The sequence below is a fragment of the Streptomyces sp. NPDC047043 genome, from assembly GCF_040644055.1.
Classification (GTDB): domain Bacteria; phylum Actinomycetota; class Actinomycetes; order Streptomycetales; family Streptomycetaceae; genus Streptomyces.
Map to the genome: position 1 here is coordinate 47,144 of NZ_JBEYVO010000030.1, position 22,514 is coordinate 69,657.

The window sequence follows — 22,514 nt, forward strand, 5'->3', positions numbered from 1 at the left end:
ACGCGTGCCTTCTCAGCCCGGCGGATCAATCGGTCAGGTCGAGGGCGGCGCGGACGATGCTGTCGGCGTCCAGCCCGTGATGGCGATACACGTCCTCGATGCACCCCGACTGGCCGAACCGGGTGACGCCCAGGGCCGTAGTGCGGACCCGGTTGATGGTGGCCAGAAAGGACAACGTGTGCGGGTGCCCGTCGAGCACGGTCACCAGGGGTGTCGCCCGTGCTGCGGGAAATATCTGGTCCAGGATCCACGAGTCGGCCTGCTCGTGGCCCTGGCGGGCGCGCACTGCTCGGTACAGCAGGTCGGGGCTGGTCACGCAGATCACGTCGGCGGTGATTCCCGCCTGCTCGAGGCGGTCGGCCGCTGCGACGGCTTCGGGTACCACCGCCCCCATCGCCGCGATCGTGACGCTCGGCTCCTGGACGCGGCGCAACAGGTAGGCACCCGCCACGACATGCCGTCGGCGGCGTTCCCGGGCGGCCGGGTCGGCGGGCACCGCGGCCAGCGCCTGGTCGACCGGCCGGGTCGACAGACGGAAGTAGGCCGAGTCGCCGTCAGGCCTGCCGAGCCGCGCCAGCGCGGCGAGCAGGGTCCACTCGGCGTCGATCGCGAACGCCGGTTCGTAGCTGGTGCAGCCCGGCTGCTCGAGTCCGATCGAGGGTGTTTTCACGGACTGGTGCGCGCCGCCTTCGGAGGCCAGGGACACACCTGAGGGAGTGCCGATCAGAATCGACTGGCCGCCGGCGTACGTACCGAAGGACCACGGCTCCAACGCGCGCTCCACGAAGGGGTCGTAGAGCACGCCGATCGGCAGCAGCGGCTCGCCCCACCGGCTCCAGGTCGCGCCGAGCTCGCCCAGGAGCCCCACCAGGTTGGTTTCGGCGATCCCGAGCTCGATGTGCTGTCCGCTCGGCTTCTCGCGCCAGTGCAGGATCGTGTCGGGATCGTCGGCGAACCAGTCCCGCCGCTCGTCGGGCGACCAGACACCCACCTTGTTCACCCAGCCGCCCAGGTTGGTCGTCGAGCTGACGTCCGGGCTGACCGTCACCACCCGCCGCGCCGCCTCCGGGGCCTCCCGGGTCAGGTCCAGGAGCACCCGGCCCAGCGAGGCCTGGGTGCTCGACGCCCCTGAGGGGGTTCGCCCGAAGTCGGCCGGCATGGCCGGGGTCTTGCGCGGTATCGGCTCCTGCCGGTACAGCCGCTGGGCAGTCCGCACGCACAAGGAGTGGACCGGGCTGTCCGCGGCGAACCTCCGCCAGGGATCGGCCGGATCAGCTCCGAGACGGGTGGCCAGTTCTCCCAGCTGCTCCGGACTCAGCAGCGCCGAGTGGTTCTGAGGATGTCCTCTGGTCGCCAGGCCGTACCCCTTGACGGTGTACGCGAAGACCACTGTCGGCCGGTCGTCACTGATCGAGGCGAACGCCTCGTCCAACGCCGCGAGGTCATGGCCACCGAGGTTTGCGATCGCGTCGACGAGAGTCTGGTCGTCCACCTGGCCCACCAGCTCAGCGATCCGATCGGCGCCGGGCCCGACTCCGGGCAGCCGCTGCCGCAGTTCCCTCGCGTCCAAGCGCAGCAGCCGCTGATACTCGGGGTTGGTCATCTCCTCGATCCGCTGCCGCAGCTCAGGGCCACCGGGCCGGCCGAACAACTCCTGAAGCAGCCGTCCGTACTTGACCGTGATGACCTGCCAGCCCGCGGCGGCGAACATGCCCTGCAGCTTGCCCGCCGCGATGTCCGGCACGACCCGGTCCAGCGACTGCCGGTTCAGGTCGACGACCCAGACCACTTCCCCCAGCTGACCGACCGCCGGATCCAGCACCGCCTCCCAGACAGCGCCCTCGTCCAGCTCCGCGTCACCCAGCAGCGAGTACTGACGTCCCCTGCCCGCATCCCCTCCCATGGCCTGCACATACCGGCGAGACACCGCTCCCCAGATCGGGGCAGTCGCGCCGATCCCGACGGATCCGGTCGAGTAGTCCACCGGATCCGGATCCTTGGCCCGGCTCGGATAACTCTGCAGGCCGCCGAACTCCCGCAGCCGTGGCAGATACGACACGTCGAGCCGACCGAGCAGGTAGTTGATCGCATGCAGCACCGGCGAAGCGTGCGGCTTCACCGACACCCGGTCCTCCGGCCGCAGATGCCGGAACCACAGTGCGGTCATGATCGACACCATCGAGGCTGACGACGCCTGATGGCCCCCGACCTTCAGTCCGGACGGATTCGGCCGCTCCCGATTGGCGTGGTGAACCATCGCAGCGGACAGCCACAGGACGCGGTCCTCGAGCTGGCGCAGCACCTCGAAGGTTTCGTCGGTCCGCTTCGGGTCGATCACGGGGCTGCTCACGGGCTGCCCTCCTTGTCCAATCGGACTACGGATGGAAATTAGGAAGCATACGGATCGATTGGAATCTATGGCTGCTGACAGTCGACGTCAAGCGTCGCCAGTGACAGGAGGAATGCGCTTGATGGGAGCCACAGATAGCGACTAGATCGTCCGTGAACTGCCTAACCCTGCGCTCCGAGCAGCAAGCGGACCGTACATTTCGCCGCGCTTTACTTGCCGGTCACAGCATGGAAGCTGAGGTGAACAGGCAGGACGAGAGCGCGTGTCAGTCGCGGATAGCGAGCTTCCAGAACGCGCGCCGAGAGAGGAATGAACCGTGAGGTTTGCGCGCGCACGCGTCGAGAGCTTCGGCTGGACCGACCACCGTCTGCTCGTGGCCGGGGGAAGGGGACCGTGGATCGACCTTCGGGCCTGGGCCCGCGACGATCTCGTCCGTCGAGGCGCGACCGAGGATCGCGCGAACGACCTCGCGGCTGCCTGTGTGCCCGGCAGTCTGTCGCAGGCCCTTCAGGGAGGCGACGTCTTCCTCGACCTCGTCGATCGTGCGGTCGCGGACGCGGACGGTCGCTGGGCCTGGGGAGATGTGCTCACCTTCGGCAACGCCGCTGATCCCGCGAGCTACCGCGACTTCATGGTCTTCGAGGAGCACTTCAGGTTCGGCTACGAGTGGCAGGGAAAGCCCGTCCCGGAAGTCATGTATGAACTGCCCGTCTGCTATGCCGGCGATCCCGGTTCGTTCATGGGGCCGTTCGACGAGATCCCGTGGCCGTCGTACTCCGAGCGCCTGGACTACGAGTTGGAGCTCGGGATCGTCCTGGGGCGAACGACGTACGACGTCAGTCCGGACGAGGCGCTCGGTCATGTACTCGGTTTGACGATCCTGAACGACGTCAGCGCACGTGACATCCAGGCACGCGAGATGACAGGCGGCCTGGGCCCTTCCAAGGGCAAGCACTTCGCCTGTGTCGCCGGGCCGATGGTCGTCTCGCTCGACGAGTTGTCCTCCGAGCGGCTCGGGATGCGCGTCCGGGTCAACGGTGACGTCTGGTGCGAGACCACCACCGACCGGATGGTCTGGTCCGTCGCCGAGATCGTCTCCTGGGCTTCGCAAGGCGAGCGACTGCCTGCGGGGACCCTGCTCGGCAGCGGCACATGCAACGGCGGATCGTCGATCGAGCTCGGCCGTGACCTGTCGCCCGGCGACGAGATCGAGCTGACCATCGAAGGGCTGGGAATGACGCGCAACCGCCTGGGTCAACCCGGCAGAACCGGGGCCCGTCCTCGGGTGCGAGCACGGACCCAGGACGGACACACCGCCGAGCACCACTTCCTCACATGACGGCCACGCTGAACGACGAGCTGAGCTCGCTGCTGGGAGCCGACCGCGTCCGGGGGAGACTGTTCGACCGGCTCGCCCTGGCCCACGATGCCTCGCACTACCGGCTCACGCCGGCCTCGGTCGTCGTACCGCGCAGGACGGAGGAGGTGGCGGCCGTCCTCTCCTGGTGCTCCACAGCGGGTATCACGGCGACGTTCCGATCCGGGGGAACCAGTCTCTCCGGACAGGCGAGCACCGACGGCGTCATCGTCGACACGCGTCAGCACTTCCGCCGGATCGACGTGCTCGACGGCGGAGCACGCGTGCGCGTCGAACCAGGAGCGACGATCCGGTCGGTCAACGCGCACCTCGCGCCGTACCGTCGCAGGCTCGGCCCCGATCCGGCCAGCGAGATCGCGTGCACCGTCGGTGGAGTGATCGCCAACAACTCCTCGGGCATGCAGTGCGGGACCGAGCTGAACTCGTTCGAGACCCTCGAATCCCTGGTGGTCGTACTGCCGAGCGGAACAACGATCGACACCAGCGCCCACGACGCCGACGAGCGACTGCGGACCGCGGAGCCCACGCTGTGCCGGCGGTTGACCCAACTGCGCGACCGGGTACGGAGCAACCCGGATTCCGTCGCCCGCATCGAGCACCAGTACTCGATGAAGAACACGATGGGCTACTCGCTCAACGCGTTCACCCGCTTCACGTCGCCGGTCAAGATCCTCGAACACCTGATGGTCGGTTCGGAGGGAACCCTGGGGTTCGTCGCGAGCGCCACGTTCAGCACCGTTCCTGTCCTGCCGCACGCCGCGACGAGCTTTCTGGTGTTCGACTCGATCGCCGACGCGATCGACGCGCTGCCCGCCCTGCTCGAGGCACGCGCCAGGACGCTGGAGCTCCTGGACGCCGCGTCGCTTCGCGTCGCACAGCGACAGCCGGACGTCGACCCGGTGCTCGGTGGCCTGGCCGTCGCCGACCACACGGCACTGCTCGTCGAGCTGCAGGCCGACGACGAGGCCGAACTGGCCGAACAGCTTGCCGGCACCGAGCCAGTGCTGGAACGGCTCCGGCTGCATCACCCGGCGACGTTCGTCAGCGACGCCGCGGAGCGCGCACGGATGTGGAAGCTGCGCAAGGGTCTGTACACCGCGGTCGCCGGTGCCCGGCCGCCCGGCACGACGGCGTTGCTCGAAGACGTCGCGGTTCCGATGCCCGCCTTGGCCGAGACGACACAGCACCTGTCCCGGCTGCTCGCCGCATACGGTCACGACGACGCGGTGGTCTTCGGCCACGCCAAGGACGGCAACCTGCACTTCATGATCAACCCGGCCTTCGGCGATCCCGAGCAGCTGCGCCGCTATGAGGCGTTCACCGAGGACTTGGTCGACCTCGTCCTGGGGCATGGGGGCACCCTCAAGGCCGAGCACGGGACGGGCCGGATGATGGCGCCGTATGTCGCGCGGCAGTTCGGTGACGAGTTGTACGACGTCATGCTGCAGGTCAAGGCGGCGACAGATCCAACGGGCGTGCTGAATCCAGGAGTTCTGGTGGGTGTGAGCCCTCGCGCTCACCTCGAGCACCTGAAGATCGTCCCGATGGTCGATCCGAAGGTCGACGGGTGCGTCGAGTGCGGGTACTGCGAGACCGTGTGTCCGTCCCGCGAGACCAGCACCACGCCTCGGCAACGCATCGCGCTGCTGCGTGAGATCGACCGCGCCGATCCGGGCGAGGCCGAGTTGCTGCGGGCTGCGTTCGCGGTCGATGCGGTCGACAGCTGCGCCGCCGATTCGTTGTGCGTGACCGCCTGTCCCGTGCACATCGACACCGGAGAGGTCATGAAGGGCTTCCGCGCCGGGCGCGTGGGTCCGCTGGCGGCCAGGACGGGCGTCGGCGTCGCACGGCACTTTGGGGCGGTGGTCACCGTCGCTCGCGGCAGCCTGGGCGCCGCCTCCGCCGTTCCCCGGTGGGTGGCCGGTGGGACCAGTCGGACGGCGCGGAGATTCGGCGGCGATGAGTGGATTCCCGACCTCACGCTCCCCCTTCCCTCTCCGGGGCCGTTGCGGCGGCCCATCGCCTCGGCCCGGCCGGACGCGGTCTTCTTCCCCGCGTGCGTGAACTCGATCTTCGGTGATGGAGGTGCACCTGGCACGACGGGCTCCTTCATGGAGCTGTGCAGGGCAACGGGAATCCGGCTTCGGACGCCGGAGGAAATCGGAGGGCTGTGTTGCGGAACGCCGTGGAAATCCAAGGGCTTCGTCGCGGGACATGTCGAGATGGCGGTGCGCACCTTCGACTCCCTCTGGGGCGCGTCGGAGCAAGGCCGGCTTCCGGTGGTGTGCGACGCGTCAAGCTGTTCGCATGCGCTGGGAGAGCTGGGGCGTCATGTCGACGCCGAGCGCCGGGAGCGGTTCGAAGCGCTGACGGTGTTGGATTCGGTGACCTTCGCCCGTGAGGTCATCGTGCCCCGGCTCGGGTCCGTCCGGCGCGTCGGGTCGGTCGCGGTCCATCCCACATGCTCGTCGGTCCACATGGACAACGTGGAGGATGTCCTGGCGATCGCCCGTCACTGTGCCGACGAGGCGGTCGTTCCTCTCTCCGCGGGGTGTTGCGGATTCGCGGGAGACCGGGGCCTCCTGCACCCGGAACTTACGGAGGGCGCGACCCGGGCCGAGGCCGCGGAGGTCACCTCACGGCACTTCGATGCCTACGTCTCGAGCAACAAGACGTGCGAGATCGGGATGTCGCGCGCCACCGGCCGTCGGTACGAGCACGTGCTCGACCTGCTGGCGGCCTGCGTTAGGGACGGTGAGTCGGAGGCCCGGCCCCGCTAGGCGCTGAAGTGCGGGCGCCAGCGACCGCTGGGTGCGAGCTCGCCGGCCTCGAGTCGGGTGACGCGACCGTCGAACAAGGTGAGGGGCGCCTCCGTGGGAGCGCAGATGGTGACGTCTCGGACTGTGCACAGCACGACGACGTGGTCGCCCGTCGGCACCTGTTGGAGGGCGGAGAGTTGGAGCACGGTGACCGCCGCGTCGAGTACTGGTGTTCCCCAGGAGGATTCATGCCAGTCGCCGCCACGGAAGCGGTCGTCGAGCGGCAGGGTGAATCTCTTGTACGTCGCGAGGGCGAAGTGCGGTAGAACGCTGAGGCTTGTCGCCGCGCACGTGGACAGCGGCGCGGTGGCGGGATCTTCGGGATCGGCACAGTAGGCCACGACGGGTGGGGTGGCCGACACCGGCATGAGCGTTGCGACCAGCATCCCGATCGGGCGCCCGCCGACGAGTCCGGACACGACGGCAGAGCCGGCCGGCAGCCGATTCATGGCGCGGTGAAACGTGTGAGGATCGGCATCAGGGCCGGACGACTGGGATTTCGCCACCATTTGCATACGATATGGCTCACTGCGGAAATCGGTGCGAAATCAAAGGTGGGCGTGCTCAGAAAGTACGGAGACGGAGTGGTGAGTGACGGGCGTCGCGGCCTCGTCAGGGCGCGACTGCGGCCTCCTCGCCTGCGTGCGGAAGTCCGCCCGCGGGAACGTGTCGAGGCGATGATCCGCGACCTGCTGGCATCGCGGCGGGTGCTGCTGATCACCGCTACGGCGGGATCGGGCAAGACAACAGCCGTGGCGCAGGCGTTGGCCTCGGTCGAACGGCCGATGAGTTGGCTGCGTCTCGACGTGTCGGACCGCGCGGCCGGTCGGCTCCTCGTCTACCTCGAAGCAGCGCTGCGCGCTGCGGATCCCTCGATCGCTCCGGCCGTAGAAGCCGCTTTCGTGGCCGACGTCGGCCACGTCGAGGCCGCGGCGATCCTGGCGGAACGGGTCGGCGACCGTGAGCTGGTGATCGTTCTCGACGAGATGGAGAAGATCGTCGCCTCCGCCAACGCGCGGGCCGTGCTGAGCTCCTTCATCCGCCATCTTCCGGACAGCGCGACCGTCGTCGCGATCTCCAGGGTGGAGACTCAACTGTCGCTGGCGCAGGCCGAGTTGTCCGGCATGGTCGGCAGGGTTGCCGAGCAGGATCTCGCCTTCACCGTGAATGAGGCGCGTGCTGCGCTCGCATCACTGTCGCGGAGGGAGGTGGACGCCGAGGCGGCGGTCGCGGCCACGGGCGGATGGGCAGCGGGGATCCTCTTCGGATCGTGGACGTCGGAGCAACACGTCCACGGCACCGGGGGCGAGGTCGATCCTCTCCACAGCTATCTGTCGACCGAGATCATGGCTGCGATGTCCCAGCGCCTGCAGGAGTTCCTGACCGCGACGGCGATCCTCGAGGAGGTCACTCCGGCACGAGCGGCGCGGCTGGGATTCGGGGAGGGCGGGACCCTCCTCGCAGAGCTGGCCGGTATGCACCTGCCGGTCGAACTGGACCAGCAACACCTGTCGATGCGGGCGCATCCGCGCTTCAGGGACTACCTGCTCAGCCGGTTCCTGGAGCTCGAACACTTCGTCCAGCAGACGTTGCGGCATGCACACGGTGAGCTGTTGCTCCATGAAGGGCAAGGGGAAGACGCCGTCGACGAGTTCATCCTGGCCGGCGACATCGCGCAGGCCGAGGACGTGGCGATGTCGGTCATCCTCGACGTCACCCGGCGCCTCGACCTGGATGTCGCGGATCGCTGGCTTCGCTCGTTCCGTCGATGGCGCATCGAGGAATCGCCAGTGCTGACAGCGGCGGAGATGCTCGTCGCCGTGGATCGCGAGGAGTACGGAGCCGGTGCGCGTGCCGCCGATCGTCTGCTGCTTCTATCCCCCGGAACAGGTGACGGAGCCCCGATCGACTCACGCATGATCGGGGTGATGGCATGGAGCTACTTCCTCGTCGGACGGATCGACGACGCCCGTCTGCTGCTCTCGACAGCGCCCTCGGATGCGCGTATCGACGTCATCCGTTTCTGCATCGGAGTCGAGCTCATCGACGACCCGACGCACTACCGCGACAGACCGCCGGACTCGGGGACCGAGATCGACGGGCTTGTGGCGCGAGTCGACCTCGCGCACGGTCGCTTCGAGCGGTTGGTGCGGGGCAGCCCGTCCGCCATGACAGCGGTACGGCTGAGCCGCCTCGGGGCGCTGACCGGGCTCGGTCGGCTCGAAGAGGCGCTCGGTCTGGCCGCAGAGTCGACGCACGGCTGGACCGGGACACGTCTGCGGGCCGAACTGCTGGCCGAGTGCCGGCGTCCCGAGGACGCCTGGGCCGTGTTGATCGCGGGCCGGGACAGATTGGCGCGTACCGACGCGCCTTTGTTCCGTATCTTCGCTCTCCTCGCCGAAGCGATGCTCGCTCTGCGTTTCCAGAAGGACCCGGCCCAGGCCGCCGCGGCGTTGGCCGCGGCCCAGCGTGAGCCGACGGCGTTGCAGCGCGTCCGCGTGGTGGAACAGCTGGAGCTGTGGCGGGGCCTCATCGCGCTGCTGGAGAACCGTGACGCCGTGGCCGTCGACCGCCTCAGAGCGGCCGTAGGGCTGATGACCACATGGGACCGACGGCTCTTTCTTCCTACGGCAGCCGTCTATCTCTCCGAGGCGGAGTGGCGCGTCGGCAACGAGACGGAGGCGGACAAGGCGGCGGATCTCGCGCTGGCCGTCTCCCGGCAGATCGGTTCCATGCATCTGATCGGTCGCGCGGTGGCCGAGTTCCCGGCCGTACTCTCGCGCCGGCTCGATGCGGAAGTGGAGGCGGACGGTCCCTGGCACGATCTCGGCCGGACCTTGCTGCTGGACGCGGAGATGAGATCCGACGTGCCGGACAGGTCGCTGATCCGTGTGCGAGAAGTCGCGCCAGCCGGGTTGGAGATGGGGGGGCGCTACCACGAGCTGAAGTTGCTCAAGGCGGTCGAGCTGCTCTCCTATCTGGCGATCAACGGTGGCAGCGCATCCCGCTCGGCCCTGATCGGCGCCCTGTTCGAGAGCAAGAACGACAAGGCGGCCCAGGCGTATCTGAGGATGGCGGTCAACGCGGTTCGTACCCTGTTTCCGAACGTCACCTGCATCGAGGTCGATCCCGAGCGCGTGACGTGGGCTTTCGGGGAGCTGAGCAGTGATCTGGTCGAGACACAGACCGCCTATCGGCGGCTCCGCGACGTGAGCGGTCCCCTGCGTCTCCAGCTTGCGCGCCGCCTGCTGAGCGCGGCGGGGACCGGTGAGTTCCTGCCTGGAGCGCGCTCGCTGTGGGCCGTCGAGCAGCGTGAGGTATGGCACGGCCTCCTGCTCGACATCAGGTTCGCCGCCGCCGAAGCAGCCTTCGCCGAGAACCAGTTGGGAGTCGCCCACATTCTCGTCCGGGAGGTGCTGGAACTCGACCGGTACCGGGAACGGGCGTGGCGTCTGGCGATGAAGATCGCGGCAGCCGTCGGGGACGGTGACCGGGTCCTCGCACTGTTCCGGGACTGCGAACGCGCTCTGGCCGAGGTCCCGGCACAACCGAGCGAGTCGACGCGCCGGTTGCTGAGAGACCTGCGGAATTAGAGGCGCGGCCCGTCTACGCTCATCGGCCTGGTGTGAGGTGGCTGGGCTCGCCTGTCAGCTGTGATGGAGGCCATCGCAGAGCGTGTCGAAGGCAGTTCGGGTGAATGCCGGGAGGTCTGGGCAAGGCGGCAGCGGCCCGGGCTCGCCTGCTAGCAAACGTCGGCGTAGTTCGCGTTGCACCGCGCGATGGATTCCGGCGATGGCGCCGGCCAGCAGGAGTGGGGAAGGGACTACCCCCTCCTTCTGAAGCTCGGTGGCGAGGGCGATTTCGGTGTTCTCGGCCATCTCACGTTCCCGGGCGCGCAGGGAGGGACTTTGCTGGATGACCCGCCACAAGCGCAGCATCTCGTCCACGGTCGAGGTCTCCGAATAGCGCTGTTCCAGTTCGTCCAGGACATAGTCACGAACGGCTTCGACCGGGCAACTGCCTTCCTCGCGGTCACGGACGATCATGGCGAGCTGGTCCTCAGCCTCGGCCTGGCGGTCGAAGAACAGGTCTTCCTTGGCCGGGAAGTAGTTGAAGACCGTCTGCCCGGAGACGCCGACGATACGAGCCACCTCGGCAACGCTCACCTGATCGAACCCGCACTCCAGGAAGAGCGGGAGCGCGGCGTCCGCGATCGCCTGCCGGGTCTGCTGCTTCTTGGTCTCGCGAAGTCCCATGCCAACGATCGTAGGGCCAAACAAAAACTTTATTGACACAAAGCTTTGCGTGACAAAAAAAATGGCTAGGCTGGTCCTGCAACCACTCCGACACCCGCCGGAAACCCAAGCATGGCCCAGCGTCGCGCCACTGCAAGGAGTACGTGTGTCCACCCCACCATCCACGTCGGCATCTCCCGCCATCACCAGAAACGTCCGCCGGGTACTGCTCGCCTTGCCGCTGCCGACGCTCGGCACCATGGCCGCCGACACGACGATGCCAACGATCGCGTCGCCCTTTCCATGAGCACGCAGATCGCCGCGCGGGAGATCCAGGGCATCGACACCTGTGGGCTCTGTTCCTGATCCGCCAACTCGCCCCCTCCTTCTGAGGCGGGGCACTGGCCCTCGCGGCCCCGGCACAGCCGGGCGGAGCCTGCTCACCCCAGTATCCAAGAGAGGTTCACAGCATGATCAACATTGCTGTCATACTGGCCAGCACCCGCCCCGGCCGGCGCGGCGAGGCCGTGGCCCAGTGGGTGATGAAGCACGCCAGCCAGCGAGACGACGCCCACTTCGGGCTGATCGACCTCGCCGAAGTCGGCCTGCCTCCGCTGGACGAGCCGCTGGGGCCGCGCAGCGGCCAGTACACCCACGAGCACACGCGAGCCTGGGCCCAGACCATCGCCGGCTACGACGGCTTCCTCTTCGTCACCCCCGAGTACAACCACTCCGCCCCGGCCAGCCTGAAGAACGCCCTGGACCGTCTCTACGCCGAGTGGAACAACAAGGCAGCCGGCTTCGTCTCCTACGGCGTCTACGGCGGCGTCTGCGCCGTAGACGCTCTGCGCCCCGTCCTGAGCCACCTGGAGGTCGCCGACGTCGGCGCCCAGGTTGCCCTCAGCATGCACACCGACTTCACCAACTACACCGACTTCACCCCAGCCGAGCACCAGACCGCCGAACTGGCCGAAACCCTCGACCAGCTCATCGCCTGGTCCGCCGCGCTGGCCCCGCTGCGCACCGCCTCCTGAGCCACCGTTTTTCGGGGACGGCGGGGTGACCCGCCATGCGCCCCTAGGACCAGGTCATCGGCCCGCGAAGACCCCAATGCCCGGCGGAGAAAGCCCAATTGATCGGCTTTCAGGTCAGCTGCTCACGCGGCGGATACCGGTTCGGGCACGCCCGCCGGAGTAAGCCCGACCGAGGCCGGCGACACCATTCGGCTAGCCCCGTCCGGCTTCGGGCTGGAGCCAGGCGAAGGCAGCGGCGGACACGGCAGTGGCGTCAACGACCTCTGGCCGTTCCAAGGGGCCGATGCCCCTGCGGGACAAGAACCCAACTGATCACATTGAGACGGCAATTGGAGCCATTATGTACCACCTTTTCGAAGGGCTGACCTTGAAGCCCGGCACCTCGCCGGAAGCCTTCGCCGCGATCGTGGCCAACGTCCGTGAGCTGGTGGCGGGCGTGCCCGCGATCGCCTCGTCGACGATAGGCCCGGCCCACCCCGCGCATGCCGAGGAGCACTCCGTCGACATCGCCATGCACCTGACCTTTGAGACCGAGGAAGATCGCAACACCTTCTACTTCCACGACAACTGCAGGATCGTGTTTCAGAAGTGGGTCGTGCCCAACCTCGCCGGGACGCCGCTGCGAGTCGAATTCAGCGATGACCGCACCGCCCCCGAGACGGACAAAGTTCCTATGCCGCCTGCCCCGTGGTTCAAGGGCGACGAAGGCTTCGGTGACCCCGTCGAAGGGCAGTGAGTCGGACCGGTTTCCAGGGGTCTGCGCCGCCTGACAGCAAGTGCGCACCATCACGCACGGCGCTCGCGCCTCTGTCACCTCTACCCCCGGAGCACGACCAAGCGGTCCTGGGCGACTCTGCCCCACCCCGACACACGCTCGCCCGCTCGCTGCACCGCACCCCACCGAAAGGAGAACGCAGATGTATCTGTCGCTGTTCTTGAACCCCGGCAGCCCTGGGCCTGACAACGATCTCGAGGTGTTCGAGACGACGATTGCACACGCGTTGGAGGCCGACAAAGCCGGCTTGGCCGCGATCTTTCTCACCGAGCATCACTTCAGCGGGCACAACACCTACACCGACCCCTTCATGTTCGGCTCCTACCTGGCGCCTCAGCTCACGCAGGCGTACATCGGCATCGCGGTCATGTGCGCCCCCTTCCACAATGCGTTGCGGATGGTCGAGTACTGCAACATCCTCGATGTCCTGACGCGTGGGCGGTGCATCATCGGCATGGGGCCAGGCTTTTCCCGCCCCGGCGATCTCGAGCCGTTCGGCATGACGCGCGACCAGGCCAGCGGCATGACGGACCAGCGCATGGAGGTGATGCTGAAGGTCTGGGCCCGCGAGGAGACCGACCCGCCCCTCGACGTCTCCACCGACTGGGACCAGGGCATACTCACCAACCGCGTCTCCCCGGCGCCGTTCCGCAAGCCGCATCCGCTGTTCGGGCGTGGCACGACGACAGATGCGACGGTCGTCCGGAATGCCGAGCTCGGGCTTCCCGTCATGTTCGGCATCTTCGTCGGCCTCGACGATGACAGCCGCAAGCAGGTCCAGCTCTACCGGGACACGCTCAGGTCCAGCGGTCACAGCCCGGAGAGGATCGCGGAGTGCGAGCGCTTCCTCGCCACGAGCAAGGCAGTCTACGTCGTTGAGACCGAGGCGGAGGCGGAGGCCTACTACGAGCAACTGCGCCCGTTCCACGACGCCGCCGAGTCGATCGGCGCTCCGCGCCAGCTCTGGGGCGAAGGCGGCATCAAGCGCGCCCACGTCTTCGGCACTCCCGAGAGCGTCGCCGAGCAGATCAAGGCATACAGCGAGGTCGTGCCGGGCTTCCGCTGCGCCATGTTGCCGGGCCCCGGCGGACCGCCGATCACCCATGAGCAGGCGAAGAAGTCGTTCCGGCTGCTCATGGACGAGGTGGTGCCACTGCTCGACCTCGATACGTACCCGGATCCGCCCGAGGTGCAGGCCCAGCATTCCCTGACCGCCGAGGTCTCAGGCTGAGCTTGACCCTGACACGAATTTGGGGACAGTTCGTGCAGGTCAGAAAGCCTTGATGGGTCGTATGAAGTAGTCGGCTCCCAGGTCGGGGGATCGGGTCCGACCGGGTGTGCTGACGCCGGCGGATGCGTTCATGCCGGGACAGGCCCCGATCCGGGAGGCGGAGTGTCCGGCGGTGGCGAATCGGGTCATGCCGCCGCCAGTCTCGGCGATGATGACGTCGGCGGCTGCGCGGCCTATGCCGGGGATGGTGTCCCGAGGGTCCACGCCCTGATCCATGCTCAGGTGGGCTAGGAGCGCGGTGATGCGGGCGTCGAACTGGCCGACCACTGCGGTCAGTAACCCGCCCCGAAACCCGAGCAGCCCGACCAGTCCGAAATGGGGGATCCGGTCAACTCGTCGAGCGGCTGATCCGCTACAGCGCCGAAGAAATTCGCCCACTCCTCAACTCCCTCGACTGGCCCCCACCACCGATCACCGCAGCTCTGTCACAACGCAATCACGTCGGCACCGAAGAAGCAGAGTGGACCGTACGCGCCTCTTGAAAACCTCCCCATCGCCGTCGCACAATAAGGGATAGTGTTCCGCTATGTGACACATTTAGCCCTCCTGACCTAAGGCCCACTTCCTTCCACATCACGTTGGCCAACCTGGCGGGAACCAGCCTGACGGCCTGAAGCAGCAGGAGACAGGAGCGGCCATCGTGGATCTTCGAAATTAGTCCACCGTGGTCAAGCCGCAGAGCCCGCAAGGGCGACGCGATCTACATCGTCCGCAAACTTCTACGCCGCAACAAAGAAGACCTCGGCCTCGGTCAACTCGCTTTGCTTTTCGTTGAGTTGCATCACATGGGTACCTACAGGCGGCAGATCTACGCCGGCTGCCAGGCCAACGAGCCTGCATAGCCGACCACGCCCTCCTGCCCGAACTCGTCACTCTCGCCGAGGTGTCGACACCTGGTGGGACGGAATCGACGTACATCACGACCTGGATCACGAACGCCGCAAGCGAGGGCACCCCCTTATCCAGCCCGAATCCCGCAACGCCTTCGGCTTCCGCAACCGCGAGAGCCAGCACCCACGGTCATGCTGCGCTACGAACCGACGAGCCCGACGAGAGAGCAGCACCCCCACTGACTTCGAAGCCCCGCCATGGTGACCTGAGCCCGCCACATGCACAGCGCGATCACGGTGAATCCGTGCCGCGCAGGCAGGGGTGCGGCGCAAACGCCTAGTGCCTGTGAGGTACGAAGAACTCTGATGGGAGTTGTGCTCGAAACATGAGACCCGAGGGACAGATCGCCCTTGTCATTGGTCGTCGTCACCGGGCGCACTGCCCAGGCCGGCGAGGAAGTGGTCCACTCGATCGTGACTGCCGCCGACCAGGCAAGGTGCGTGAGTTCCAACATGAGCGCCGACACCTGCATCCAAGTAGCTGTCGAGCAGGCCCTCATAGCCTCGAAGCCTGGGAGAGCTCACCGTACGTGTGAACCGGGGTGTGCACTGCAACGCTCGGCGAGGCGATCAAGACATTCCAGATGACTCGCGTCAGCGGCAGTTGCTTTCAACCTCAGCCTTCGGTAAGGACTTCGACCTGATGGGTCCCGGGGCGAAGCCCCCGGGCGTGCCAGCAATACGGACCAGGGCAGCAGGACGATGAGCAAGGACACCCTTGCGAGCCTTGAGCGCTACGACGCTATTGCGCTACTTCCCACGGTGATTCCGGCGCGATGGTCGCGGCCTTCCGCAACTTGCGCGAGGACGGCGCCGAAAGGGCCGAGAACGACTTCATCAAGACGCAAAACGAGATGCTCGGCGGCGAGATGGCGTTCAGGGCCGCTTCGAGAAGCCGCTCGCACTAAGGAGAGTTCGGGATGACGAGACGATCACCCCTGTTGTTGATGATCTGCGCCGTTGCCGTCGGAGTCGGAATGGCCGGTTGCGGCGATTCCAACAATTCGACCGGCGGTGCGAGCACAGGCCCGATCAAGGTGATGACGCTGGGCACCTTCGACGCTCCGGTGATCGGCTGGAACGTGGCCAACGTCCCTGCAGCGATCGAGGCACGCGCGAAGACCATCAACGCGAACGGCGGGATCAATGGCCGCAAGGTCGAGGTGATCGAGTGCAACTCGGCCGCCGACCCCAACAAGGCCGCCATCTGCGGGCGGAAGGCCGTTTCCGAGAAGGTCGCGGCGATCGTGCGCACGAACATCGCCCCGACCGACGAGGCCGGCCTCTACGCCATCCTCAACAAGGCGAAGATCCCGGTCATCGGCGCCAACGTCAGCACCTCTGTCGGTGGCTCGAGCCCAGTGGCGGTCCCGCTCGCCAATGAGGAGGCATTCGCCTACGTGCCGAACGCCCTGTCCGCCGCTGGCGCGAAGAAGATTTCGGTCGTCGGCTCCGCAGAGACCAAGAGCCCGGAGGGCACGGCAGGTGCCATCGCCGCGATCAAGGCAGCGGGTGCGCAGCCCGGGCAGATCGTCTACGTACCGGGCAACACCGTCGACTACACGCCCTACGCGGCCAAGGCGATCGCCAACGGAGCGGACGGCGTCGCCGTCGTCGCGTTCCCGCAGACCAACCCCAGCATCGTCCGGGCGCTTCGCGCCCAGGGCTTCAAGGGCAAGATAGGCGCCGCGACGCTGTTCATGCAGGACAAGTCCATCAAGGCACTTGGCGACCTGGCCAATGGCATGATCTTCGTCGGCCAGTACGCGCCGATCACTGCCGACCTGCCTGCGATGAAGATGTTCCGGCAGGACATCGCGAAATACGCCCAGAAGTATCCACGCGACGAGTTCTCGCTCGGCGCCTGGCTGGCGATGTGGACGTTCGAGCGGGTCGCGGAAAAGCTCAACACGGTCGACAACAAGTCTGTTCTGAAGGCGATGAGCAACTTGACCGACTTCGACCAGGGCGGCATAACACCGCCTCTGACCACGACCAAGCCCGGCAAGTCCGTGAACAACCCGAAGATCACCCGTGCGTTCAACCCGTTCCTGACCTACTCGGTCGTCAATGACGGGAAGTACTCCGCGCTGACCAAGGGCAAGTTGTTCCATGACCCGGTCGGCGAGGAGAAGTAATCGCCGGATGGCAGCCACCACCAGGCTCGCCTAGTCGTACTGGAGTACCGACGCGTATCCGCCGGGATGCGAGCGATCCGCATCCCGGCGGTATGACCAGACGGAGAGAAAAACCAGTGGCTGAATTCTGGCAGTTCGCAATATTGGGGCTCGGTGTAGGAGCGATCTACGCCCTTGTGGCGCAGAGCATCGTCCTCGTCTACCGCGGCTCCGGAGTACCCAACTTCGCGTTGGGCCCGATGGCCGTCGCGGGCGCTTACGCCTACTACGAAACGGTCGATCTCGGCTTGCCGGTTGTCGTCGGGATCGTGGCGGGCGTCGCGGTATCGGCTGTGATCGGCGCGCTTACTTACCAGCTCGTCATGCGGTTCATGCTCGACGCCACACCACTCGCGCGCCTGGGCGCAATTCTCGGCGTCTTCACGGTGCTCAACAGCGTGTTGCTCGCGATCTACGAGGACGATCAGGTTTCCGTCACCCCTCCGCTGCCTCAGGACACGGTGGGCTGGATTTCGCATGTCTTCGGTGCCAACGTCGTCGTCAGCGTCGATCGCCTCTATCTCTTCGCCATCGGCGCAGTCATCAGCGCGACGTGCTGGGCCATATACAAGTTCACCCGGTTCGGGCTGACGACGCGCGCCGTTGCTGAGAAGCCGGTCGCTGCCGCGGCTCTGGGGCGTTCCCCTCACCTGATCGCCACCGCCAACTGGGCTGCCGGAGCGGCGCTCGCCGGCTTCGCCGGGATTCTGTTCACGAACATCACCGGCCTCACGGTGGGGCAGTACAACCTGCTGCTCGTACCGGCGCTGGCGGCCGCGCTGGTCGGCGGCTTCACGTCGTTCCAGGTCACCTGGCTCGCGGCTCTGACCACCGGCGTCGTCACGACGATCATCTCAAGCCAGGCGTCCTGGCTTCCGGGCCTGTTCAAGCAGCCGGGATGGCCGGACGCGATCCCGTTCTTCCTGATCATCGGCATTCTCCTCGTGAGGGGCCGCAGCCTGCCGATTCGCGGTTTCATCACCAAGCGCCCGCCGCACGCCGGCACCGGCCGCGTGAGGCCCACGGTCCTCGTGTTCGCGTTCTTCGCGATTTCGGTTCTCGGTTCCGGTCTGGGACTCGTGGGCTACGGCGGCGTCCAGGACGAGTGGGTCATCGCGATCTCCTACAGCATCGCGATCGGCGTGATCGCCATGTCGATGATCGTGGTGACCGGGTACGGAGGCCAGCTTTCGCTGGCGCAATTCACGATCGCGGGCCTTGGAGCGTTCGCCTGTGCGCGGCTCTACAGCGGCTCTCCGATCTTCGGAGTCAGCGTCGGGGGCGGCATGCCGTTCTTCCTGGCCGTGCTGCTGGCGGTCGCGATCAGCGTCGGTGTCGGCATGCTCGTCGCGATACCGGCCCTGCGAACACGCGGCTTCAACCTGGCGGTCGCCACCCTCGGGTTCGCCGTGATCGTGCAGCAGCTGGTGTTCACCAACCCCGACTACACCGGTGGCCCGGAGGGGACGCCGGTGCCCTCGCCACACCTCCTGGGCATCGACTTCGACCCGGTCTTCTACCCCCGGCGCTACATGTTGCTGTGCCTGATCGTGCTCACGCTCGTCGGCCTGGCCGTCACGAATCTGCGTCGCAGCACCGCAGGGCGCCGATTGCTGGCTGTGCGAAGCAACGAGCGTGCCGCGGCGTCACTGGGAATCAACGTCGCTTCGGTCAAGTTCTACGGCTTCGGCGTCGCGGCCGCGATCGCCGCGATCGGTGGGATCCTGCTCGCCTTCCGCCAGCCGAACGTCCTGATGACGGGCTACAGCCACGTGACATCGATCTCCCTCGCGGTGTTCATGATCCTGGGCGGAGTCGCCTTCATCGGTGGAGCGATGGTCACGGGAATTTTCATGCCGGGCGGAGTGGGGCCACAGCTGCTCGAGCCCATTTTCGGCACGAACTACATCGTCCCCATCGCCAGCGGCGTCGCGCTCGTCCTGACGGTCATGTTCAATCCCGACGGCCTGATGCTCGACGTCTCGCGGCGATGGGGCAAGCTGTTCGATTGGCTGACCGCCCGGCTCGCACCCGTGCGAGCGGCGTTGCTCGCCCCTGCGCGAGCGCTCCTGGAGAAACGCGGGCGCCCCACGGCGCTTCCCGCCGAGCGCATGACCGAGCGGGTGGAGCCAAGGACCTTGCGGATCGAGGGGATGCGCGTGAGCTTCGGCGGCGTGCATGCGGTCGACGACGTCTCACTGACGGTCGCGCCAGGCGAGATCGTCGGGCTGATCGGTCCGAACGGCGCCGGGAAGACCACGCTGCTGGACGCGGCTTCCGGGTTCACGGCCTGCGGCGCCGGCACGATCGCGCTGGACGGGGAGACGATCGACGACTGGAGCCCGCATCGTCGCGCGAAGGCCGGCTTGACGCGCTCCTTCCAATCGCTGGAGCTGTTCGAGACGCTGACGGTCGCCGACCATCTCCGCCTGGCGACGGAGCCGTACACGTGGCTCACCGGGCTTCGCGATCTGGTGTGGGCGCCCAAGCGCCCGCTGTCGCCCGCGGCCATGACCGCGCTGGAGGAACTCGGCTTGCTGGACGACATCGATCACGTTCCGGAGGAGCTGTCACACGGGCGGCGTCGCCTGCTCGCAATCGCCCGCGCGGCCGCCGCGCGCCCGTCGGTGCTGCTGCTCGACGAGCCCGCGGCCGGCTTGGACGACGCGGAAAGCCAAGAGCTCGGCCGGCTGCTCGGCAGACTCGCGCGCACATGGGGCATCGCCGTGCTGCTCGTCGAACACGACCTCGAGCTGGTGCTCTCCGTGTCCGACCGGATCGCAGTCTTGAACTTCGGCAAGAAGATCGCGGAAGGAACTCCGGACGAGGTTCGTTCTTCCGCGGAGGTCATCACCGCGTACGTCGGGGAGACAGACGCGGAGACCCTGGATGCCGGCGAGGCGGGCGAGCCCGTCGCCGCGTATGCGGGAACCGCGTTGATGGACGGGCGTCCCACGCCATCCGCGCGCCCGTCGACGTCGAAGCCGCTCCTGCACGTCCGCTCGCTCACCGCGGGCTACGGCCCGGTGGCGGCGGTGCGCGACCTGGACATCGAGGTCCATCCCGGGGAGGTCGTGACCTTGCTCGGTCTCAACGGCGCCGGCAAAACGACCTCGCTGTTGGCGATGTCCGGAGCCCTGAAGGCGCTCGGTGGCGAGATCAGTTGGAAGGACAACCCGCTGTCGCGACAGCCGATGGACTGGCGCGCACGTAACGGCCTGATGCTGGTCCCGGAAGAGCGCTCCGTCTTCATGGACCTGACGGTCGCCGAGAACCTTCGTGTGGGAAGCGGTGACACGGACTTCGTCCTGGAGCTGTTCCCGGAGCTGATCGAGAAGCTCGGCAGCAAGGCCGGTCTGCTCTCCGGTGGCCAGCAGCAGATGCTCGCTCTCGGGCGCGCGCTCGCGAGCCGCCCATCGGTGCTGATGGCGGACGAGCTTTCCCTTGGCCTCGCGCCGATCGTGGTCACCCGTCTGCTGCAGGCGATCAGGGCCGCCGCCGACGCCGGTGCCGGCGTGCTCCTGGTGGAGCAGCACACACAGGCGGCCCTCAGCGTCGCCGATCGCGCCTACTTCCTACGGCGCGGTCAAGTCGTGCTCTCCGGACCGGCTCACGAGTTCAGGGGCCGTGCCGAGGAGGTCGCCAAGGCGTATCTGTAGAGGACGGGTCGCGGACCCGTCCCCCGTGGTCAGAATGTCCCAGGCCTGGCAGCCGATTCGCACGGCCGTGGCTCACCGCTGTTCGCGTCAACACGCTGTGCAGCTCAGGGCGCTCCACGGCCGAGATCGGCGCAAGTACCGTGGTGCAGCCTGCCTGCGGCAGCGGAACGAGCGCGAAGAGAGTCGCCGCCCCCTCCGGGGTAGGAGCAGGACGCGGATTCGGCGGCGCTCACCGGAGTCGCGTTGGCGCGCCACCGTGCCCGTTGTCGGCGTTCCAGCTCATCTTGCCGGGGCCCAGCAGGGTCGTGGCGCGCATTCCGTGAACGGCGATCATCGCGATCCCTGTATCAGGTGCACCGGGAGCATCGCCTCCCTGGATAAGCGGTGACCAAGGTGAGCGGGTCGCGGAAGGAAGCGTCTGCAGAGGTGGCCAGGCGAGAGGACACCGGCGGGCAAGGCCATGCCGCTGCGGCGTACCCGTGAGCGGCCCTGCCCGCCGGCCGTGAGTCTCTGTCCGGCCACGCAGTAACCCCACGGGCCAAGACCGGTACGACAACAGCTACCGAGCAGTTGTTGGAGCGCTGCTCAGCAGATAGAAAAGGTCTCCTGTCGCGGCGTCCGGCGTCAAGTCAGGCCTCCCGGGAGTTCGTCCTGCGGCGGCGGAAAGGTGCCGTTGAGTAGTTCGACCCGGTTGCCATCGGGGTCACGGAAGAACGCCACCCAAACGTCGGGGCGGCCTCCGGGATGGTAGGCCGGTGCCTCGGGCTCTATCCCCAACGTCGCGAGCCTGGCGATCTCGGAGTCGAGGTCGTCGACGGCGAGAGCGAGGTGACCGCTGCCTGTCTGGATCATCCAGCTCGGATCCTTCGACTCGTTCACGGAGAACTCGAGGATCGCGTCTCCTTCCGGTGTCCCGAGGTACAGGGTGTAGAGACCCTCCATCCGCATGCAGCCGACGACATCGAGCCCGAGCGCACGGTAGAAGTCCAGGCTCGCCTGCGGGTCGGCGACTCGGATGTTGGCGTGGTGGATCCTTGTCATGCGTCCGCCTGCTTCACGTTGGCGATGTCGAAGTCCGCTTCCTTGGCCATCGGCCAGTAGTCGTGGCACGCCCAGGACTCCAGTCCCTGACCGAACGTCAGCTCCTTCGTGAAGAGTTCACGCCACGGCTGCACGAGCAGCGAGCGGGTGACGCGGCGCTGGATCCGGTTGCGCGCCATGAAGACCGTCTCGGCGATCTCCCAGGCGCGGTCGAGCAGTTGCTCATGGGGGACGACCTCGCTCACGAGTCCGAGGTCGAGGCACTGCTTGGCGTCGAGCGTCTCACCGGTCAGCAGAAAGTACTTGCCGCGGTTGTGGCCGAGGAGTTCGCGGAACAGGGTGTGGACGCCGTCGCCCGGGACGATCCCCATCCCGGTGTAGTGCGTGTCGCGGATCGTCGTGCGGTCCGACGCGATGACGATGTCGTTGAGCAGCGCCAGTTCGGCGTGGATCAGCAGGGGGCCGTTGATCGCCGCGATCACCGGGATCTCCAGGTTCAGGAGCGAGAACGGCTCCTTCGTCTGGTCGAAGTAGAAGACGTCGTAACCGTGACGGTGCTCGAACGGGTCGCGGAATCCGTTGCGGTCCCACGAGGCCTCGTCGAACGTCGACAGGAACCCGTCACCGGTTCCGGTGAGGATGACCACCTCGTTGTCCGGGTCGTGGTGGATGTCGGCGAAGGCCGGGATGAACGCGCGGTGGAGCTCCAGGTCCCACTTCGCCTCCCCGCCGTCGCTGTGCATCGCGACTTCGAGGACGCCGTTCTCCCGTTTGAAGCGGAAGTACTCGGACCACCTCTCCGCGTAGTCGTCGAGGTGGGTGCGGTACATGGCATGGCGGCTGAACGCGCCCTTGTTCGTCATGT

The 22,514-nt window shown here is 67.0% G+C and carries 15 protein-coding genes; 9 read left to right on the top strand and 6 right to left on the bottom strand.

Going from position 1 to position 22,514, the window contains the following annotated elements:
• Positions 1 to 25: 25 nt before the first annotated feature.
• The gene (locus tag ABZ880_RS38615) at positions 26 to 2,257 is read right to left on the bottom strand and encodes a pyruvate dehydrogenase (protein ID WP_361273535.1); all 2,232 of its coding nucleotides are present in this window, start codon (positions 2,255 to 2,257) and stop codon (positions 26 to 28) included.
• Between the two features lie 409 nt (positions 2,258 to 2,666).
• Between ABZ880_RS38615 and ABZ880_RS38620 the strand changes: the two genes are divergently transcribed.
• Together ABZ880_RS38620 and ABZ880_RS38625 are read left to right on the top strand one after the other, a co-directional pair.
• Entirely contained in the window at positions 2,667 to 3,689 is a 1,023-nt protein-coding gene (locus tag ABZ880_RS38620; RefSeq protein ID WP_361273221.1) for a fumarylacetoacetate hydrolase family protein, read from the top strand.
• A complete protein-coding gene (locus ABZ880_RS38625; protein WP_361273224.1) occupies positions 3,686 to 6,508 on the top strand; it encodes an FAD-binding and (Fe-S)-binding domain-containing protein in 2,823 nt (940 codons plus the stop codon). The genes ABZ880_RS38620 and ABZ880_RS38625 overlap by 4 nt, the downstream gene beginning before the upstream one ends.
• Here the strand turns inward: ABZ880_RS38625 and ABZ880_RS38630 are convergent.
• Positions 6,505 to 6,996 (bottom strand): flavin reductase family protein, encoded by a 492-nt coding sequence (locus ABZ880_RS38630; RefSeq protein ID WP_361273227.1) that lies wholly within the window; start codon positions 6,994 to 6,996, stop codon positions 6,505 to 6,507. The two genes, ABZ880_RS38625 and ABZ880_RS38630, sit on opposite strands and share 4 nt — an antisense overlap.
• 15 nt (positions 6,997 to 7,011) lie before the next feature.
• On the opposite strand from ABZ880_RS38630, the gene ABZ880_RS38635 reads away from it, so the two are divergent.
• Entirely contained in the window at positions 7,012 to 10,140 is a 3,129-nt protein-coding gene (locus tag ABZ880_RS38635) for a hypothetical protein (protein ID WP_361273230.1), read from the top strand.
• Positions 10,141 to 10,194: 54 nt separating this feature from the next.
• Here ABZ880_RS38635 and ABZ880_RS38640 read toward each other — a convergent pair whose 3' ends face one another.
• A complete protein-coding gene (locus ABZ880_RS38640; protein WP_361273232.1) occupies positions 10,195 to 10,803 on the bottom strand; it encodes a TetR/AcrR family transcriptional regulator in 609 nt (202 codons plus the stop codon).
• A 449-nt stretch (positions 10,804 to 11,252) separates the two neighbouring features.
• On the opposite strand from ABZ880_RS38640, the gene ABZ880_RS38645 reads away from it, so the two are divergent.
• From ABZ880_RS38645 to ABZ880_RS38655, 3 genes are all read left to right on the top strand, one after another.
• Complete coding sequence (locus tag ABZ880_RS38645; RefSeq protein WP_361273235.1) at positions 11,253 to 11,816, top strand: NAD(P)H-dependent oxidoreductase; 564 nt, start codon at positions 11,253 to 11,255, stop codon at positions 11,814 to 11,816.
• Between the two features lie 283 nt (positions 11,817 to 12,099).
• Entirely contained in the window at positions 12,100 to 12,552 is a 453-nt protein-coding gene (locus ABZ880_RS38650; RefSeq protein WP_361273237.1) for a Dabb family protein, read from the top strand.
• 181 nt (positions 12,553 to 12,733) lie between these two features.
• Complete coding sequence (locus ABZ880_RS38655) at positions 12,734 to 13,822, top strand: LLM class flavin-dependent oxidoreductase (RefSeq protein ID WP_361273240.1); 1,089 nt, start codon at positions 12,734 to 12,736, stop codon at positions 13,820 to 13,822.
• A 39-nt stretch (positions 13,823 to 13,861) separates the two neighbouring features.
• Here ABZ880_RS38655 and ABZ880_RS38660 read toward each other — a convergent pair whose 3' ends face one another.
• Positions 13,862 to 14,260, bottom strand: coding sequence for a transposase (locus ABZ880_RS38660; RefSeq protein ID WP_361273242.1), 399 nt, complete (start codon positions 14,258 to 14,260; stop codon positions 13,862 to 13,864).
• A gap of 1,288 nt (positions 14,261 to 15,548) precedes the next feature.
• Between ABZ880_RS38660 and ABZ880_RS38665 the strand changes: the two genes are divergently transcribed.
• The 3 genes from ABZ880_RS38665 to ABZ880_RS38675 all read left to right on the top strand — a co-directional run bounded on the left by ABZ880_RS38665 (position 15,549) and on the right by ABZ880_RS38675 (position 20,608).
• A complete protein-coding gene (locus ABZ880_RS38665) occupies positions 15,549 to 15,680 on the top strand; it encodes a hypothetical protein (protein ID WP_361273244.1) in 132 nt (43 codons plus the stop codon).
• A gap of 12 nt (positions 15,681 to 15,692) precedes the next feature.
• Positions 15,693 to 16,910: an ABC transporter substrate-binding protein gene (locus ABZ880_RS38670; RefSeq protein WP_361273246.1), complete on the top strand. Its 1,218-nt coding sequence runs from the start codon at positions 15,693 to 15,695 to the stop codon at positions 16,908 to 16,910.
• Between the two features lie 116 nt (positions 16,911 to 17,026).
• Entirely contained in the window at positions 17,027 to 20,608 is a 3,582-nt protein-coding gene (locus tag ABZ880_RS38675) for an ATP-binding cassette domain-containing protein (protein WP_361273249.1), read from the top strand.
• 624 nt (positions 20,609 to 21,232) lie between these two features.
• On the opposite strand, the gene ABZ880_RS38680 is transcribed toward ABZ880_RS38675, so the two are convergent.
• Both ABZ880_RS38680 and ABZ880_RS38685 read right to left on the bottom strand, forming a co-directional pair.
• A complete protein-coding gene (locus tag ABZ880_RS38680) occupies positions 21,233 to 21,649 on the bottom strand; it encodes a VOC family protein (RefSeq protein WP_361273252.1) in 417 nt (138 codons plus the stop codon).
• The gene (locus ABZ880_RS38685) at positions 21,646 to 22,512 is read right to left on the bottom strand and encodes an enoyl-CoA hydratase/isomerase family protein (protein WP_361273255.1); all 867 of its coding nucleotides are present in this window, start codon (positions 22,510 to 22,512) and stop codon (positions 21,646 to 21,648) included. The genes ABZ880_RS38680 and ABZ880_RS38685 overlap by 4 nt, the downstream gene beginning before the upstream one ends.
• Between the last annotated feature and the right edge of the window lie 2 nt (positions 22,513 to 22,514).

Coding starts and splice junctions, on each gene's coding strand:
- ABZ880_RS38615 (WP_361273535.1), bottom strand. CDS start 2,257: ATGGTTCACCACGCCAATCGGGAGCGGCCGAATCCGTCCGGACTGAAG.
- ABZ880_RS38625 (WP_361273224.1), top strand. CDS start 3,686: ATGACGGCCACGCTGAACGACGAGCTGAGCTCGCTGCTGGGAGCCGAC.
- ABZ880_RS38630 (WP_361273227.1), bottom strand. CDS start 6,996: ATGAATCGGCTGCCGGCCGGCTCTGCCGTCGTGTCCGGACTCGTCGGC.
- ABZ880_RS38640 (WP_361273232.1), bottom strand. CDS start 10,803: ATGGGACTTCGCGAGACCAAGAAGCAGCAGACCCGGCAGGCGATCGCG.
- ABZ880_RS38645 (WP_361273235.1), top strand. CDS start 11,253: ATGATCAACATTGCTGTCATACTGGCCAGCACCCGCCCCGGCCGGCGC.
- ABZ880_RS38650 (WP_361273237.1), top strand. CDS start 12,100: ATGCCCCTGCGGGACAAGAACCCAACTGATCACATTGAGACGGCAATT.
- ABZ880_RS38655 (WP_361273240.1), top strand. CDS start 12,734: ATGTATCTGTCGCTGTTCTTGAACCCCGGCAGCCCTGGGCCTGACAAC.
- ABZ880_RS38665 (WP_361273244.1), top strand. CDS start 15,549: ATGGTCGCGGCCTTCCGCAACTTGCGCGAGGACGGCGCCGAAAGGGCC.
- ABZ880_RS38670 (WP_361273246.1), top strand. CDS start 15,693: ATGACGAGACGATCACCCCTGTTGTTGATGATCTGCGCCGTTGCCGTC.
- ABZ880_RS38680 (WP_361273252.1), bottom strand. CDS start 21,649: ATGACAAGGATCCACCACGCCAACATCCGAGTCGCCGACCCGCAGGCG.
- ABZ880_RS38685 (WP_361273255.1), bottom strand. CDS start 22,512: ATGACGAACAAGGGCGCGTTCAGCCGCCATGCCATGTACCGCACCCAC.